This is a genomic window from Streptomyces sp. 7N604, assembly GCF_052245475.1.
Lineage (GTDB): Bacteria > Actinomycetota > Actinomycetes > Streptomycetales > Streptomycetaceae > Streptomyces.
The window spans coordinates 252,870-267,171 of the sequence record NZ_JBQQBX010000005.1 but is presented as its reverse complement, the minus strand read 5'-3'; the positions used below and the strand labels follow the sequence as shown (position 1 = coordinate 267,171).

Genomic DNA, 14,302 nt, shown 5'->3' with positions numbered 1-14,302 from the left:
CGTGTACCGGCGGTGCCGAACCAGCCGCAACCATGCGCTGCCTCAAGGCGTCCTCGCTGACGACCCGTTCTCGTCAGCGAGCCGGTGCGGCCACCACATGCGCGGTCCGATGTCCAGGAACAACGCGGTGACCAGCACGGACCGTACGACGAAGGTGTCCAGGAGCACGCCAAGCGCGACCGCGAAGCCGATTTCGGCGAAGCCCACCAGGGGCAGGGTGCCCAGCGCGGCGAAGGTGCCCGCCAGGACCAGGCCGGCCGACGTGATGACGGCGCCGGTCGCGGCGAGGGCGGTGAGCGCGCCGCGGCGCGTGCCCTGCTTCCGGGCCTCCTCGCGGACCCGGCTGGACAGGAAGATGTTGTAGTCGATGCCCAGGGCGACCAGGAAGACGAAGACGAAGAGCGGGAAGGCGGTGTCCTCGCCCGCGTAGTCGAACAGGTAGCGGAAGGCGAGCGCGCTGATGCCGAGCGCCGCCGCGTAGGACAGCACCACCGTCGCGATCAGGACCAGCGGGCCGATCACGGCCCGCAGCAGCAGGCCCAGGATGGCCAGCACCACGACCAGGACCAGCGGGAGCACCACCGCGTTGTCCCGGGTGGAAGCGGTTTCCGCGTCGAGCAGCGCGGCCGTGCCCCCGCCGACCTTGGCGTCCGCGTCCGGGACGGCGTGAGCCGCGTCCCGTACCCGCTCGACCGTGTCCTTCGCGGCCGCGCTGTCCGCGGGGGCGGTCATCGTCGCCTCGAACAGGACCCGGCCCTCGTGCTCACGCGCCGTTCCCGGCGGAACGCCGATCGACTGCGGCACCACCCCGGGCGTGGCCGCGACCGCCCGGCCGACCTGCTCGGCCCGGTCGGCGTTCGCGACGATCACCAGCGGATCGCCGCTGCCCGCGGGGAAGTACCGCGCCGAGACCTCCTGTCCCTTGATCGACTCCTGCTCCTCGGTGAACGCGTCCGTGTTGCTGATGCCCTCGGCACGCAGGGCGAGGATGCCGAAGGACAGCGCGGCCAGGATTACGGCGGTGACCGACCAGACGGCGCGCGGGCGGTGCGAGATGCGGTTGCCCGTACGGGCCCACAGCCCGCGCACGGTCGGCTCGGCGGACCCGTAGTGCGGGGTGACCGGCCAGAAGAACCAGCGCCCGACGATCACCAGCAAGGCGGGGAACAGCGTGAGCATCGCGAGCACGGCGATCAGCACGCCGATCGCGCAGACCGGGCCGAGCCCGCTGGTCGAGTTCATCTCGGCGACGAGCAGCACGAGCATGCCCGCGCACACCGTGGCGCCGCTGGCGATGACGGCCGGGCCCGCACGGTGCAGGGCCAGCGCCATCGCGTCGTGCCGGTCCTCGTGCCGGCGCAGCTCCTCGCGGTACCGGGCGACCAGCAGCAGGGCGTAGTCCGTCCCCGCGCCGAAGACGAGGACGGTGAGGATGCCCGCGCTCTGCCCGTTCACGGTCAGGTCGGCGTAGCGGGCCAGGAGATAGACGATCGCCTGGGCGCTCAGCAGGGACGCGACGGCGGAGACCACCGGCACCAGGAGAAGGGTGGGACTGCGGTACGTGATGAGCAGCGCCACGACCACCACGCCGAGGGCGGCGAGGAGCAGCGTCGAGTCGATGCCCTCGAAGACCTCGGCGAAGTCGGCGTTGGTGCCGGCGGGCCCCGTCACGTACACCTCGAGACCGCCGCTGCCGCCACCGCCGCTGCCGACCGTCTCCCGGATGTCGTCGACCGCCTTGGACAGCCGCTCCCAGCCCTCCTCGTCGACGGTGACCGGCAGGTAGATCAGTGCGGCGCGGGGGTCGTCGGGGCGGTTGTAGAGGGGACCGCGGGCCTCCTCACCGCGGATCCCGTGCGCGCTCAGACCCTTCAGCTCCGCCGCGTCCTCGGCGATCGCCGCCCGGTCCGCGGCCGTGAGGCCGCTCTCCCGGGCGTAGATCACCACCGCGGGCATGGTCTCGGGCCGGAAGTCCTCGGACAGCCCCAGGACCTGCGTGGATTCGGCGCTGCCGGGGAGCCAGGAGGTGGCGTCGTTGTCCTGGGCGCTGCTGAGCTTCTGGGCCAGCGGTGCGAGGGCGAAGATCGCGACCAGCCACAGCAGAAGGACGAGCCACTTGGAGCGACGGCCGCACACCAGCCATGCAACGCCCCGGGATCGTCCTTCCGACATGACGTCCGGCATCAAGGGCTCCCGGATTGTGTCAACCACGCGTCCGTCAGCAGCCGTCGGCCATGGCAGGCTTAGTGCCATGGCCGTTCAGATCAACCCCAGTATCCTCTCCGCCGACTTCTCGCGCCTGGCGGAGGAGGCGCAAGCCGTCGAGGGCGCCGACTGGCTCCACGTCGATGTGATGGACAACCACTTCGTGCCCAACCTGACGCTCGGCGTGCCGGTCGTCGAGTCGCTGGCCCGCGCCGCGGACACCCCGCTGGACTGCCACTTGATGATCGAGGACCCGGACCGCTGGGCCCCGGCGTACGTCGAGGCCGGGGCCGGTTCCGTCACCTTCCACATCGAGGCCGCCCATGCGCCCGTACGGCTGGCCCGCGAGATTCGGGCCAAGGGCGGCCGCGCCTCCATGGCGCTCAAGCCCGCCACCCCGATCGAGCCGTACGAGGACCTGCTGTCCGAGCTGGACATGGTGCTGATCATGACCGTCGAGCCCGGCTTCGGCGGGCAGGCGTTCCTCGACATCATGCTGCCGAAGATCCGCCGTACGCGTGAGCTGATCGCCAAGCACGGTCTGGAGATGTGGCTCCAGGTGGACGGCGGGGTCTCGGCGGACACGATCGAGCGGTGCGCCGAGGCGGGAGCCGACGTCTTCGTCGCCGGCTCCGCTGTCTACGGCAAGGACGACCCGGCCGCTGCCGTGCGCGCCCTGCGTGCGCGGGCGCAGGAGACCATCGCCAGCGCCGCGTGGGCGTGCAACCACTGAACGTCAGCTCGGTGAACGCGGGGCGGCAAGGGCTGATCAACAACCGCCGGTTCTGACAGGATGAGCAGGAGGGCACCACCCGGCCGGGGTCGGGGGTGCCGGCAAGTGCAGCAGTGAGGAGAGTGCGGTGTCTGCTAAGTCGGCGGGTCGGTCTGCCCTGCGGATGGGACCCGCTGAGCTGGTGCAGGCGGCGGCCATGGCCCGCCGCTTCTACCTCGAGGGCAAGTCCAAGATCCAGATCGCGGAGGAGTTCGGCGTCAGCCGCTTCAAGGTCGCGCGGGTCCTGGAGACCGCCCTCGAGCGCGACCTCGTACGCATCGAGATCCGCGTCCCCGCCGAGCTGGACGCGGAGCGCTCCGACGCGCTCCGCGCCCGCTACGGGCTGCGCCACGCGGTCGTCGTGGAGTCCCCCTCCGAGGCCGAGGCGGATGCGCCCGACCCGGAGAACCTCGGCGAGGTCGCCGCCGACCTACTGGGCGAGCTGGTCGCCGAGGGCGATGTCCTGGGCCTGGCCTGGGGGCGGTCCACCATCCACATGGCCGCGGCCCTGGACCGGCTGCCGCCGTGCACCGTCGTACAGCTCACCGGCGTGTACGACGCGGGCACCGCCGAGCGCGGCTCGGTCGAGGCCGTACGGCGGGCCGCCCAGGTCTCCGGCGGCGAGGCCCACCCCATCTACGCGCCGATGCTGCTGCCCGACACGGCCACGGCCGCGGCCCTGCGGGGCCAGACCGGGATCGCCCGCGCCTTCGAGTACTTCGACAAGGTCACGGTCGCCTGCGTCTCCATCGGTTCCTGGGAGGCGGGCATCTCCACGGTCTACGACATGCTTTCCAAGGAGGAGCGGGAGCACTACGCCTCCCTGGGCGCCGCCGCCGAGATGTCCGCGCACCTCTTCGACACGGAGGGGCGGCGCATCGGCCGCGACCTGGGGGAGCGGTGTATCACCGTCGAGGCCGACCGGCTTCGCCGGATCCCGGAGGTGGTGGCCATCGCGGGTGGCCACCGCAAGGCCCCCGCGATCGGCGCCGTGCTGCGCTCGGGTCTGGTCACCAGCCTGGTCACGGACACCGCGGCCGCGGACTACCTGCTGCACGAGACCAACCCCGGCCTGCGGCCGGCCCTGGACCGGGCGGACCCGGACGGCGCGTGAGGGCGTCGCCGAGGTGTTCCCCCTCGGCGACGCCCGCCAGGTCGCCGACTTCGCGGCAGCCGTACGAACTCACCGGAATCTTCCGTCAGTTCACCGGATGAGACCGGCCATCATCTCGCTCGCCGCGGTGGCAGTGCTCGTTTTCGCTGCGCCGCGGGCGCGTGCGCGGGCATGCTGAACGCATGTCTCGTCACAGTGAGCAAGTGCCCGGTTACCGTACGATCAGGATCGCCCCGCAGGATGCTCCGGTCGCGGCCCTGGCGGATGTTGAGGCGTGGCAGGCGCGCGACGCGTATCCGGAGATCTACTTCGCCGGTGGCCCGGTCTTCGGCGTGGCGCGGGAGCGCGAGGAGGGCGGCTGGGAGCTGCACCCGTACTTCTCCGGGCTTGCGCCACAGGACGCCCGCGACAGCATGGGCTCCCACTTCCGGCGGCTGGCGCAGGAGGCGGAGCGGTCCGGGGACCAGGCGGCGCACGAGGAGTGCATGCGGGCGGCCGAGCGGATGGACTGGGAGGCCGTCGACGAGGTGACCGTCCGGGGCGATCGGTACCGGGTGGTCCGTGCCGAACCGTTCATCCGCATGGGACCGGCAGGGCCCGAGCCCCCGCGCCCGACGGATCCCGATCCGGGTGAGCCCGGACAGGCGCGTGAAGTCCCTGACCCCACGGCGGGTTTCGTGATCGATCCGATCACCGCCACGGGCATGTCGGAGGGAATCCTGAAACTTGAGTTGCTGTCCGGCGGCCGCAAGAAGGGCACCGTGCCGCCGGATGTGCGCGCCGACTCGCTGCGCGCCGCGGAGACGCACCCGGGAGGCGTGCTGCTGCCGGCCACGTTCATGACGGCCGAGTACCTGGACGGGCGCTGGCGGCCCGAATCGACCGTCAACTCGACCACGCCGCAGGCGGCCCGCGACGGGCTGGCGATGCACCTGCGGGTCATGGCGCCGTGGAAGCTCAAGCTCGGAGCGGAGGAGCGCGCGGAGTACGCGAGGGCCGCGGATCGCCTCGACGAGGAGCGGGGCGACGAACTGGAGGTGGCGGGGCGGCGCTTCAGGGTGGTGCGGGTCGAACGGCTGGTCCGGCTCGGGCCGGACGGCCCCGAGGGACCGCGCCCCTCCGATCCGGACCCGCAGCCGCCGGTCATGGTGCAGAACCAGCAGTTACGGGACCAGGGGCTGCTGGAGGACGATGACGAGGACGGTCCTGCCGAACTCGACGAGGAGACCCAGGAGCTCGCCCGGCTGTTCCACGAGGAGGAACGCCGGCGCAACGCCCGCCGCGAGCGGCGCTGAGCGGCCCATCGCGGCGGCCTGCAGGCGCCCGGCGCGATGCCGTTCCCCTGCCCCGCTCCTCCCCGAAACTGGGGCTCTGCCCCAGACCCCGAGGCGTCGAGGGGCCCAGCCTCCAGGTGGGGGGCTGGGCCCCCAGCCCCGCACCCGGGGCTCCGCCCCACCCCGAGGGGCCAGGCCGCCAGCCGCTGGTGACGGCTGGCGGCCCCTCACCAATAGCTGTGCCCCAACCTGGGGGCTCGCGCTTCGCCCCCGGCCTCCGGGGGCTCAGTGGGCGGCCCCTGGATCGAGGAGGGGCGGGGCAGAGGCGGACGCACCCGGGGCCGTCCGCGGCTTGGGGGAAGACACAGGGGAAGCGCGTATCTCCTGGCGGAAGGCACAGAGCCGGGGCGCGGGTTCGCCAGGATCTGCTGCGATCGGGGACAATGACGTAGGAGCCGCAGCCGACCCGAGCTGGGTTCTGTGCTGACTCCCCACCCGCCGACAGCGTAAAATTGCAGGTGAGAGAGTTAGTATGCGTTTCCTGAACGATCAGAAGCCGCCGTACGACCTGACGTACGACGACGTGTTCATGGTGCCGAGCCGCTCCGCGGTCGGCTCCCGGCAGGAGGTCGATCTGTCCTCCCACGACGGGAGCGGCACGACCATCCCGCTCGTCGTGGCCAACATGACCGCGATCGCCGGCCGCCGCATGGCCGAGACGGTCGCCCGCCGGGGCGGCCTCGTGGTCATCCCGCAGGACATCCCGCTGGACGTCGTCGCCGACGTCGTCGGCTGGGTCAAGCAGCGGCACCTCGTCCTCGACACCCCGATCGTGCTCGCGCCGCACGCGACCGTGGCCGACGCGCTGTCCCTGCTGCCCAAGCGGGCGCACGGCGCGGGCGTCGTCGTCGAGGACGGCCGCCCGGTCGGCATCGTCACCGAGTCCGACCTGACCGGCGTGGACCGGTTCACGCAGCTGACCGAGGTCATGTCCAGGGAGCTGCTGCTCCTCGACGCGGACATCGACCCGCGCGAGGCCTTCAACCGCCTCGACGCCGCGCACCGCAAGATCGCCCCCGCGGTCGGCGAGGACGGCAGGCTCGTCGGCATCCTCAACCGCAAGGGCGCCCTGCGCGCCACCCTCTACACCCCGGCGACCGACGCGAACGGCAGGCTCCGTATCGCCGCCGCGGTCGGCATCAACGGCGATGTCGCGGGCCGCGCCAAGGCGCTGATCGAGGCCGGTGTGGACACGCTCGTCGTGGACACCGCGCACGGCCACCAGGAGTCGATGGTCAGCGCGCTGAAGGCGGTGCGCGGCATCGACCCGCAGGTTCCGGTCGTGGCGGGCAACGTCGTCGCCGCCGAGGGCGTACGCGACCTCATCGAGGCAGGCGCCGACATCGTCAAGGTCGGTGTCGGTCCCGGCGCCATGTGCACCACGCGGATGATGACCGGCGTCGGCCGGCCGCAGTTCTCCGCCGTTCTCGAATGTGCCGCGGAGGCGCGGAAGTTCGGCAAGCACGTGTGGGCCGACGGCGGCGTGCGGCACCCGCGCGACGTCGCCATGGCGCTGGCGGCGGGCGCGTCCAACGTCATGGTCGGCTCCTGGTTCGCGGGCACGTACGAGTCCCCCGGCGACCTCCAGCACACCGCCGACGGGCGGCCGTACAAGGAGAGCTACGGCATGGCCTCCGCGCGCGCGGTGCGCAACCGCACCTTCGACGACTCGGCGTACGACCGGGCGCGCAAGGGCCTGTTCGAGGAGGGCATCTCGACCTCGTGGATGTTCCTCGACCCGGCCCGCCCGGGCGTCGAGGACCTGATCGACTCGATCATCGCGGGCGTGCGCAGCTCCTGCACCTACGCGGGCGCCGCCTCTCTCGAGGAGTTTCACGAGCGGGCCATCATCGGCGTCCAGAGCGCCGCGGGCTACGCCGAGGGCCAGCCGCTGCACGCCAGCTGGCAGTGACGCGCGGCGGATCGGCAGGAACGGTCCTGCGGTCCGCGCCGCCCCCGTCACGTCCCGCCCGCCCCGGTCAGCGGTCAACGGGCGGGGCGACCCGGCCGGGCCGGGTGTGCCCACCCTCCCCCATAACCTGAAGGGCATGGGGCCACATCCACCCGCGGAACGCATGCCACCGTAATCGGACGCCTACGCGCGTGCCCCGCAGGCTCCTGACCAGGCCTCCTGACCCCAGAATTTGCTGATCCATGCGGTGACCTGCAACGATTTCCCGTGCCCGCAGCCTACGCGCAACGATTGTGCGTGGATGCGCAAGGTTCGTGCATTACGGGCCCATGCGCCCGGCTCGTAGGGTCGTGCGCTGAACGTGGAGTGGCGGAGACCGCTTGCTCGGCGGTCCCCCTCTCACCGGGCTCTTCTCCCATGCCCGCCGGGGGCGCCGATGGTCCCCGCCCCTGACAGGCATCGAAGAAGGAGCCCACCCAGTGTTGGACCACGGCGCAGCCCCACCGGCCGCAGACAGTCAGACACAGTCCCCCCGGCCGCCCGCCGGCGGGCTCGGTGCCCGTCTCATGCGGCGCAAGCCCGTCGAAAGGCTCGTCGCGGAAGGCGGCCACGGCCAGGGCGGCACCTTGCGCCGCACCCTCGGCATGTGGCAGCTGACGATGATCAGCATCGGTGCCACGCTCGGCACCGGCATCTTCGTCGTGCTCGGCGAGGCGGTGCCGGACGCGGGCCCCGCGGTCATGGTGTCGTTCGTGATAGCCGGTCTGACGGCGCTCTTCTCCGCGCTGTCGTACGCCGAGCTGGCCGGCACCATTCCGGTCTCCGGCTCCTCGTACTCCTACGCCTACGCCACCATGGGCGAGCTCGTCGCCTGGGTCTGCGGCTGGTGTCTGATCCTCGAGTACGGCGTGTCGGTCGCGGCCGTCGCCGTCGGCTGGGGCGAGTACCTCAACGAGCTCCTCGGCGGCACCATCGGCTTCACCATCCCCGACGCGCTGGCCGCGCCGCCCGGTGACGGCGGCCTGTTCAACCTGCCCGCGCTGCTGGTCGTGCTGCTCTCCATGGCCTTCCTGCTCGGCGGCGCCAAGGAGAGCGCCCGCGCCAACACGATCATGGTCGCGGTGAAGATCGGCGCGCTGCTGCTGTTCTGCGCCGTCGCGTTCATGGGCATCAGGGCCGGGAACTACCAGCCGTTCATGCCGCTCGGCATGGCGGGCGTCAGCGCCGCGGGAGCGACCCTCTTCTTCTCCTACATCGGCTTCGACGCCGCCTCCACCGCGGGTGAGGAGGCCAAGAACCCCAAGCGCGACCTTCCGCGCGCGATCATGCTCTCGCTGCTCATCGTGACCGCCCTGTACGTCCTGGTGGCGGCCGTCGCCGTCGGCGCGCAGCCGTGGAAGAAGTTCGAGGGCTCCGACGCCGCCCTCTCCGGGATCATGAACAACGTGACGGGCCAGAGCTTCTGGGGCGTGCTGCTCGCCGCGGGCGCCGTCATCGCCATCGCCAGCGTCATCCTCACCGTGCTCTACGGCCAGACCCGGATCTTGTTCGCGATGTCCCGCGACGGCCTGGTGCCCAAGGTCTTCTCGAAGGTCCACTCGCGCTCCGGCACCCCGCGCGCCAACACCGTGATCGTCTCGCTCTTCTGCGGTGTGCTCGCGGCCGCGATCCCGCTCGGCCAGCTCGCCGACGCCACCAGCATCGGCACGCTCTTCGCCTTCGCGCTGGTGAACATCGCGGTGATCGTGCTGCGCAGGACCCGCCCCGAGATGCCCCGCTCCTTCCGGGTGCCGCTCTCCCCCCTCCTGCCGGTCATCGGCTTCGGGCTCTGCGTGTGGATGATGGGCAGCCTCGACGTCATCACCTGGACGGTCTTCGGGGTCTGGATGGCCGCCGGCCTTGTGATCTACTTCGGTTACGGCATGCGCCGCTCCCGCCTGGAAGCGGCACCCGCAGACGCCACGACAGAGGCATCCGTAGAGAAGTGATCCACCCGCAGTGCGACTGAACGATCTCGACGAACGCATCGTCCACGCCCTCGCCGAGGACGCCCGCCGCTCCTATGCGGACATCGGCGCCGAGGTCGGCCTGTCCGCGCCCGCCGTCAAGCGGCGCGTGGACAGGCTCCGGGCGGAGGGAGCCATCACCGGCTTCACCGTCCGCGTCGACCCGGCTGCCCTCGGCTGGGAGACGGAGGGTTATATCGAGATGTACTGCCGCCACAACACCTCACCCGAGGACATCCGCCGCGGCCTGTCGCGCTACCCGGAGGTGGCGTCCGCGTCGACCGTGACCGGCGACGCGGACGCCATCGTTCAGATTTTCGCCGCCGACATGCGCCACTTCGAGCAGGTGCTGGAGCGGATCGCGGGCGAGCCGTTCGTGGAACGCACCAAGTCGGTGCTGGTCCTCTCCCCGCTGCTGCGCCGCTACAGCTCGGGCGCGCCGGGCTGACGGAGTGTGAACTCACCTGTGGTCCATGGGAAGGGGGGTCGGCGGCGGGCCGCGTGAACCCCTGGGGGATCCTTGGTGTTTCCCGGGGCCTCACTTGCAGGTCGTTGTTCGCCGACTCGGCATCTGCCAGCTTGGACTGGCAGGTGGCGTGAACAGTCTGCAGAAAGAGGTGGCGGGATGGACGGCGCGCTGTGGGTGTACGCCGTGCTGGCACTCGCCACCGCGCTGCCGTTGCTGCCCAACTCCGCGATCCTGGCCGGCGCGGGAGCGCTGGCCGCCGTAGGCAGGCTCCAGCTGTCTCTCGTACTGCTCGTACCGCTGGCCGGCGCGATAGCCGGCGACCTGGCCGTGTACTGGGCCGGGACCCGGGCCCGCGGCCGTGTGCTGGGCTGGGTGGTACGCAACCCCAGGCGCCGCGCGGCGATGGAGTGGGCGGCGAGCCGGGTCGGGCGGCACGGCGTGCCGGCCGTGATAGCGATGCGCTTCGTGCCCAGCGGGCGCTTCGTGGGCGGGCTGACCACCGGCATCGTGGGCTTCGGCCGGCGCCGGTATCTGCTCGGTGCCGGCGTCGCCGAGCTGATCTTCATCTCCTACACCGTCGGTCTCGGCTATACCGGCGGGCTCGTCGCCGCGACCAGTGGATCCGCGCTGATCATCGGGCCCGGTGTCTCCCTGCTCGTCGCGGGCGTGGCGGCCGCGGCGCAGGGGATGTCCTGCAGGCGTGCCGCGCGTGCCCGGAGGGTGTCGGCGGCTGTGTGCGGAGGCCCAAGCCGCCTTCCGGACGCTGCGGTTGAGACAGCCGGCCCGACCAGATGCCGCAGGGCGGATCCGGCCCCGGCCGCCGCCCGGGCCCCGATCGCGACGGGCCTCGTGACGCTCGCTCCGCCGAGATGGGAACCGACCCCGGCTGCGGGCCCCTCAGCGCTTCATGAGTTCTCATCACCCTCGAATGAGGCACCCGCGCATGTTCCTGGGCATGTGCGGTGCGCTGTGGTGACGCCCGAGCTTACTGGCCGGACGTCGGAACTATGTGAGTCGGCCGGCCCGGGAAAGGGGTCGCTTTCCTGACCAACTCGCCCTGCGCTACGTGCTGTTCGCGACGGTGATGTACGTCATTTTCTTCCTACTTGCGAGTAACCTTCGGGGCTCCGACCACTAGCGTGCAGAGGCATCCTGTCCCTCTGCCCCCCGGGGAGACCATGCGCTGGCGACCTGGCCGAAGCACGATCCGCACCCGGATCGTCGCCCTCACCCTGATCCCGATCGTCGCGCTGCTCACCCTCTGGGCCTCCGCGATGGTCTCGATGACCGGTGACCTGCGGGCGCTGATCCGGCTTCAGGAGGTGTACAAGCACTTCGGCAGCCCCGTGGACACCGCCGTCGGGGAGATCCAGGTCGAACGGCGCCTGGCCGCCGCGTATCTCGCATCCCCCGCCGACACCGCCCGGGTCGCAGATCTGGCAGCCCAGCAGCGCTCCACCGACGACGCCGTACGGGCCATGCGTACCGCGGCGGAGGACCCCGAGCACCAGGTGGACCTCTCCGGGGAGCAGCGCGGCGCCCTCGACGCGATGCTCGACGCCGCAGGTGAACTGCCCGCGCTGCGCGACAAGGTCATCGCCCGGAAGATCTCCTGGTACCGGGCCGTCGACGACTACACCGCCGTCATCGAGCCGACCTTCGCGGTCGGGTCGGCGCTGACCGCCCTCCAGGCGGGACACCTCGCGCGGGAGGCGCAGGTCGTCGTGGAGCTCGTACGGGTCCGGGAGTTCGTGTCCCGGGAGGATGCGCTCGTCGCCGGGGCCAGGGCGGCCGGGGGATTCGACGCGGCCCAGTACCGCGCTCTGACCGGTGCGATCGAGGACCGGCGGGTCTTCCAGCGGACGTACGTGCCGTCCCTCCCCGCCGACTCCCGCGCCCTCTTCCAGGACTTCGAGCGGGGCCGCGAGTACCGGTCGCTGACCGAGGGCGAGGACGCGCTGCTGAGCGCAGGGGCGAAGAGCGCGGGAAAGGCGGTCGCGGCGGACTCCTGGCGCACCACCATGGACCGGGCGGTCAAGCGCTACATGGTGCTGTGCACCGAGGCCGCCAGGAACTCGGCGGCCCGCGCCCGCGACTTCGCCGGGGGCGAGCTGCTCCGGTCGGGGATCGCGGGCGGCGTCGGCCTCGTCGCGGTCTGCGGCTCGGTCTGGCTCTCGGTCCGCGCAGGCCGGCGCATCTCCCGCAGGCTCGAGGAGCTGCGCGACGCCGCCGACCTGGCCACCCAGCAACTGCCCGAGGTGCTGCGGCGGCTCAGCACCGGCGAGCCGGTGGACGTGGACGGAGCGGCTCCGCCACTCGCGTACGGCGACGGTGACGGTCACGGCGACGGTTACGGCGACGGCGACGGCGACTCCCGGGGCTCGGCGGCACAGGACGAGATCGGCCAGGTCGGGCAGGCCCTCAACACCGCGCGCCGGGCGGCCGTGGAGGCGGCCGTGAAGCAGGCGGGCCTGCGCCGGGGCGTATTCGCCGTCCTCCTCAACATCGCCCGGCGCAACCAGGCGTTGGTGCACCGTCAGTTGAAGCTGGTGGACACCCTGGAGCGGCGCACCGACGACCCCGACGTCCTGGAGGACCTGTTCCGCATCGACCACCTGACGACGAGGATGCGGCGCCACGCCGAAGGCCTGATCATCCTCTCCGGCGCGACACCGGGCCGCCGCTGGCGCAACCCGGTGCCCGTGGTCGAGGTGGTCGGCTCGGCGGTCGGCGAGATCGAGGAGTACGCGCGCGTGGTCGTGCCGCCGATGCCCGCCGTCGGCGTCACCGGCCAGGCGGTGGCGGACGTGGTGCACCTGATCGCCGAACTCGTCGAGAACGCCACCGCCTTCTCCCCGCCCCACACTCAGGTGACCATGCGGCCGGAGGAGATCAGGGGCGGCTTCGTGCTGCGGATCGACGACCGCGGTCTCGGCATGGCCCCCGCGGAGCTCGCGGAGGCCAACCGGACGCTCGCGCTCGAGGGGGACTTCGACCCGGCGCAGACCGAGCGGCTCGGCCTGTACGTCGTCGGGCGGCTCGCCGGGCGCCACGGCATCGAGGTGACCCTCACCCGGTCCCCGTACGGCGGCACGACGGCCGCCGTCCTGCTGCCGAGCGCGATCCTGGCCGAAGCCTCCCCAGCGGCCAAGGAGGCTCCCGCGGACGCCGGAACCCCCGCGCACGCCATGGGGTCCGCCCAGGCCGCGGCCCCCTCGAACGGGGGGACCGCCCAGCGCACGCCTGAACCACGCGGCCCTCACGCACGTACGAAGAGGGTGCCGGAGGCACATGCGACGGGGGAGGAGGCGCGTACGAGTGAGCCGGAAGCGGAGACCACGGCGCCGAGCGAGGCGGGCGAACGGCCCGAGCTGCCCACCCGCGTGCGCCAGGCGAGCATCGTGCCCCAGCTGCGCACAGCCCACCCGGACCCGTCACCCGCACCCTCCGGTCGCGCCGCGGACGAGGGCCGCAACGGCCACGACGCCCACGGCGCCCACGAGGCCGAAGACGACGTCACGCCCGATCGGATGGGCGCGATCTTCGGAGCGTTCCAGCGAGGTCTGGAGCGCGGCCGCCGCGCCGAGCCGCACGATCCGGACACCGACCACGACTCAGGGAGCGGACGATGACACGCGAGCACCGCACCGACGGCGGAGCCCAGGAGCGGTCCGGAGCATTCGACTGGCTGCTCGAGGACCTGGTCGCCCGCACCGGCAACGTCCGGCAGGCGATCCTGCTGTCCGCGGACGGCCTCGCGACGAGTGCGTCCGAGGGCATGCGACAGAAGGACATCGATCACCTCGCCGCGGTCGCCGCGGGCTTCTACAGCCTCGCCAGGGGCATCGGCGAGCGGTTCGAGGCCGGTGGAGTGCGCCAGACCATGGTCATGCTCGACGACGCGTACCTCGTCGTCACCGAGGCGGGCGAGAGCAGCCGCCTGGCCGTGCTCGCCGATGCCGAGACGGACATCGGCCAGCTTGCCTACGAGATGTCGCTGCTGGTCAAGCGGGCGGGACGGCATATGGCCGCCGAGGCGCGCGCCGAAGCCGCGGGCGGATGACATGGCGCGACGACGAGGACGCGCACTGGTACGAGGACGAGTCAGGCCCGATGGTGCGCCCCTACACCGTCACCCACGGCCGCACCCGGTCCGCCACCGCACGTGACGTCGACCTGATGGCCTGGGTCACGGCCGTGGACGGCGCGGTGGACGCGGCCGATGCGCGGCGGGCCCTCGACCACGCCAGGACGGCCCTCCTCGATCTGATCCGCCGCGGCCCGCGCACCCTCGCCGAGCTCGCCGCCGGCGCCGACCTGCCGCTCACCGTCGTGCGAGTCCTGCTCGGGGACCTGGTGGACGCCGGTTTCGCGCACGTCGGCCGCCCGCCCACAGCCGAGGGCCGTCCGGAACCCGAGCTGCTGCGCGAGGTCGTCGCCCGGCTGCGCGAGCTGTGAATCCACCCCCGGGACAACAATTCGCCGCAGGT

General features: G+C 72.1%; 11 protein-coding genes. 10 read left to right on the top strand and 1 reads right to left on the bottom strand.

The features are described from left to right. Window positions 1-42: 42 nt before the first annotated feature. On the bottom strand, window positions 43-2,172 hold the full coding sequence (locus ACTWP8_RS07905) for an MMPL family transporter (RefSeq protein WP_443321416.1): 2,130 nt from the start codon (window positions 2,170-2,172) through the stop codon (window positions 43-45). A gap of 79 nt (window positions 2,173-2,251) precedes the next feature. Here ACTWP8_RS07905 and rpe point away from each other — a divergent pair, with 79 nt between their 5' ends. From rpe to ACTWP8_RS07855, 10 genes are all read left to right on the top strand, one after another. Next, entirely contained in the window at window positions 2,252-2,938 is a 687-nt protein-coding gene (rpe, locus tag ACTWP8_RS07900; protein WP_443321415.1) for a ribulose-phosphate 3-epimerase, read from the top strand. A gap of 163 nt (window positions 2,939-3,101) precedes the next feature. After that, window positions 3,102-4,091, top strand: coding sequence for a sugar-binding transcriptional regulator (locus ACTWP8_RS07895; protein ID WP_443321464.1), 990 nt, complete (start codon window positions 3,102-3,104; stop codon window positions 4,089-4,091). Window positions 4,092-4,273: 182 nt separating this feature from the next. Further along, a complete protein-coding gene (locus tag ACTWP8_RS07890) occupies window positions 4,274-5,386 on the top strand; it encodes a DUF5954 family protein (RefSeq protein ID WP_443321414.1) in 1,113 nt (370 codons plus the stop codon). 511 nt (window positions 5,387-5,897) lie between these two features. Further along, entirely contained in the window at window positions 5,898-7,337 is a 1,440-nt protein-coding gene (locus ACTWP8_RS07885; protein ID WP_443316601.1) for a GuaB1 family IMP dehydrogenase-related protein, read from the top strand. 479 nt (window positions 7,338-7,816) lie between these two features. Then, entirely contained in the window at window positions 7,817-9,325 is a 1,509-nt protein-coding gene (locus ACTWP8_RS07880; RefSeq protein ID WP_443321413.1) for an amino acid permease, read from the top strand. A 10-nt stretch (window positions 9,326-9,335) separates the two neighbouring features. Beyond that, window positions 9,336-9,791, top strand: a complete 456-nt coding sequence (locus ACTWP8_RS07875) for an Lrp/AsnC family transcriptional regulator (RefSeq protein WP_443316603.1) — start codon at window positions 9,336-9,338, stop codon at window positions 9,789-9,791. A 177-nt stretch (window positions 9,792-9,968) separates the two neighbouring features. Beyond that, window positions 9,969-10,859, top strand: coding sequence for a DedA family protein (locus ACTWP8_RS07870; RefSeq protein ID WP_443321412.1), 891 nt, complete (start codon window positions 9,969-9,971; stop codon window positions 10,857-10,859). Window positions 10,860-10,990: 131 nt separating this feature from the next. Next, the gene (locus tag ACTWP8_RS07865; protein ID WP_443321411.1) at window positions 10,991-13,444 is read left to right on the top strand and encodes a sensor histidine kinase; all 2,454 of its coding nucleotides are present in this window, start codon (window positions 10,991-10,993) and stop codon (window positions 13,442-13,444) included. After that, window positions 13,441-13,875, top strand: a complete 435-nt coding sequence (locus tag ACTWP8_RS07860; protein ID WP_443321410.1) for a roadblock/LC7 domain-containing protein — start codon at window positions 13,441-13,443, stop codon at window positions 13,873-13,875. Before ACTWP8_RS07865 ends, ACTWP8_RS07860 begins: the two co-directional genes overlap by 4 nt. Further along, window positions 13,872-14,270: a DUF742 domain-containing protein gene (locus ACTWP8_RS07855; RefSeq protein ID WP_443321409.1), complete on the top strand. Its 399-nt coding sequence runs from the start codon at window positions 13,872-13,874 to the stop codon at window positions 14,268-14,270. Before ACTWP8_RS07860 ends, ACTWP8_RS07855 begins: the two co-directional genes overlap by 4 nt. Window positions 14,271-14,302 lie beyond the last annotated feature (32 nt).

Coding starts and splice junctions, on each gene's coding strand:
- ACTWP8_RS07860 (WP_443321410.1), top strand. CDS start 13,441: ATGACACGCGAGCACCGCACCGACGGCGGAGCCCAGGAGCGGTCCGGA.
- ACTWP8_RS07865 (WP_443321411.1), top strand. CDS start 10,991: ATGCGCTGGCGACCTGGCCGAAGCACGATCCGCACCCGGATCGTCGCC.
- ACTWP8_RS07905 (WP_443321416.1), bottom strand. CDS start 2,172: ATGTCGGAAGGACGATCCCGGGGCGTTGCATGGCTGGTGTGCGGCCGT.
- ACTWP8_RS07895 (WP_443321464.1), top strand. CDS start 3,102: ATGGGACCCGCTGAGCTGGTGCAGGCGGCGGCCATGGCCCGCCGCTTC.
- ACTWP8_RS07855 (WP_443321409.1), top strand. CDS start 13,872: ATGACATGGCGCGACGACGAGGACGCGCACTGGTACGAGGACGAGTCA.
- ACTWP8_RS07890 (WP_443321414.1), top strand. CDS start 4,274: ATGTCTCGTCACAGTGAGCAAGTGCCCGGTTACCGTACGATCAGGATC.
- ACTWP8_RS07870 (WP_443321412.1), top strand. CDS start 9,969: ATGGACGGCGCGCTGTGGGTGTACGCCGTGCTGGCACTCGCCACCGCG.
- rpe (WP_443321415.1), top strand. CDS start 2,252: ATGGCCGTTCAGATCAACCCCAGTATCCTCTCCGCCGACTTCTCGCGC.
- ACTWP8_RS07885 (WP_443316601.1), top strand. CDS start 5,898: ATGCGTTTCCTGAACGATCAGAAGCCGCCGTACGACCTGACGTACGAC.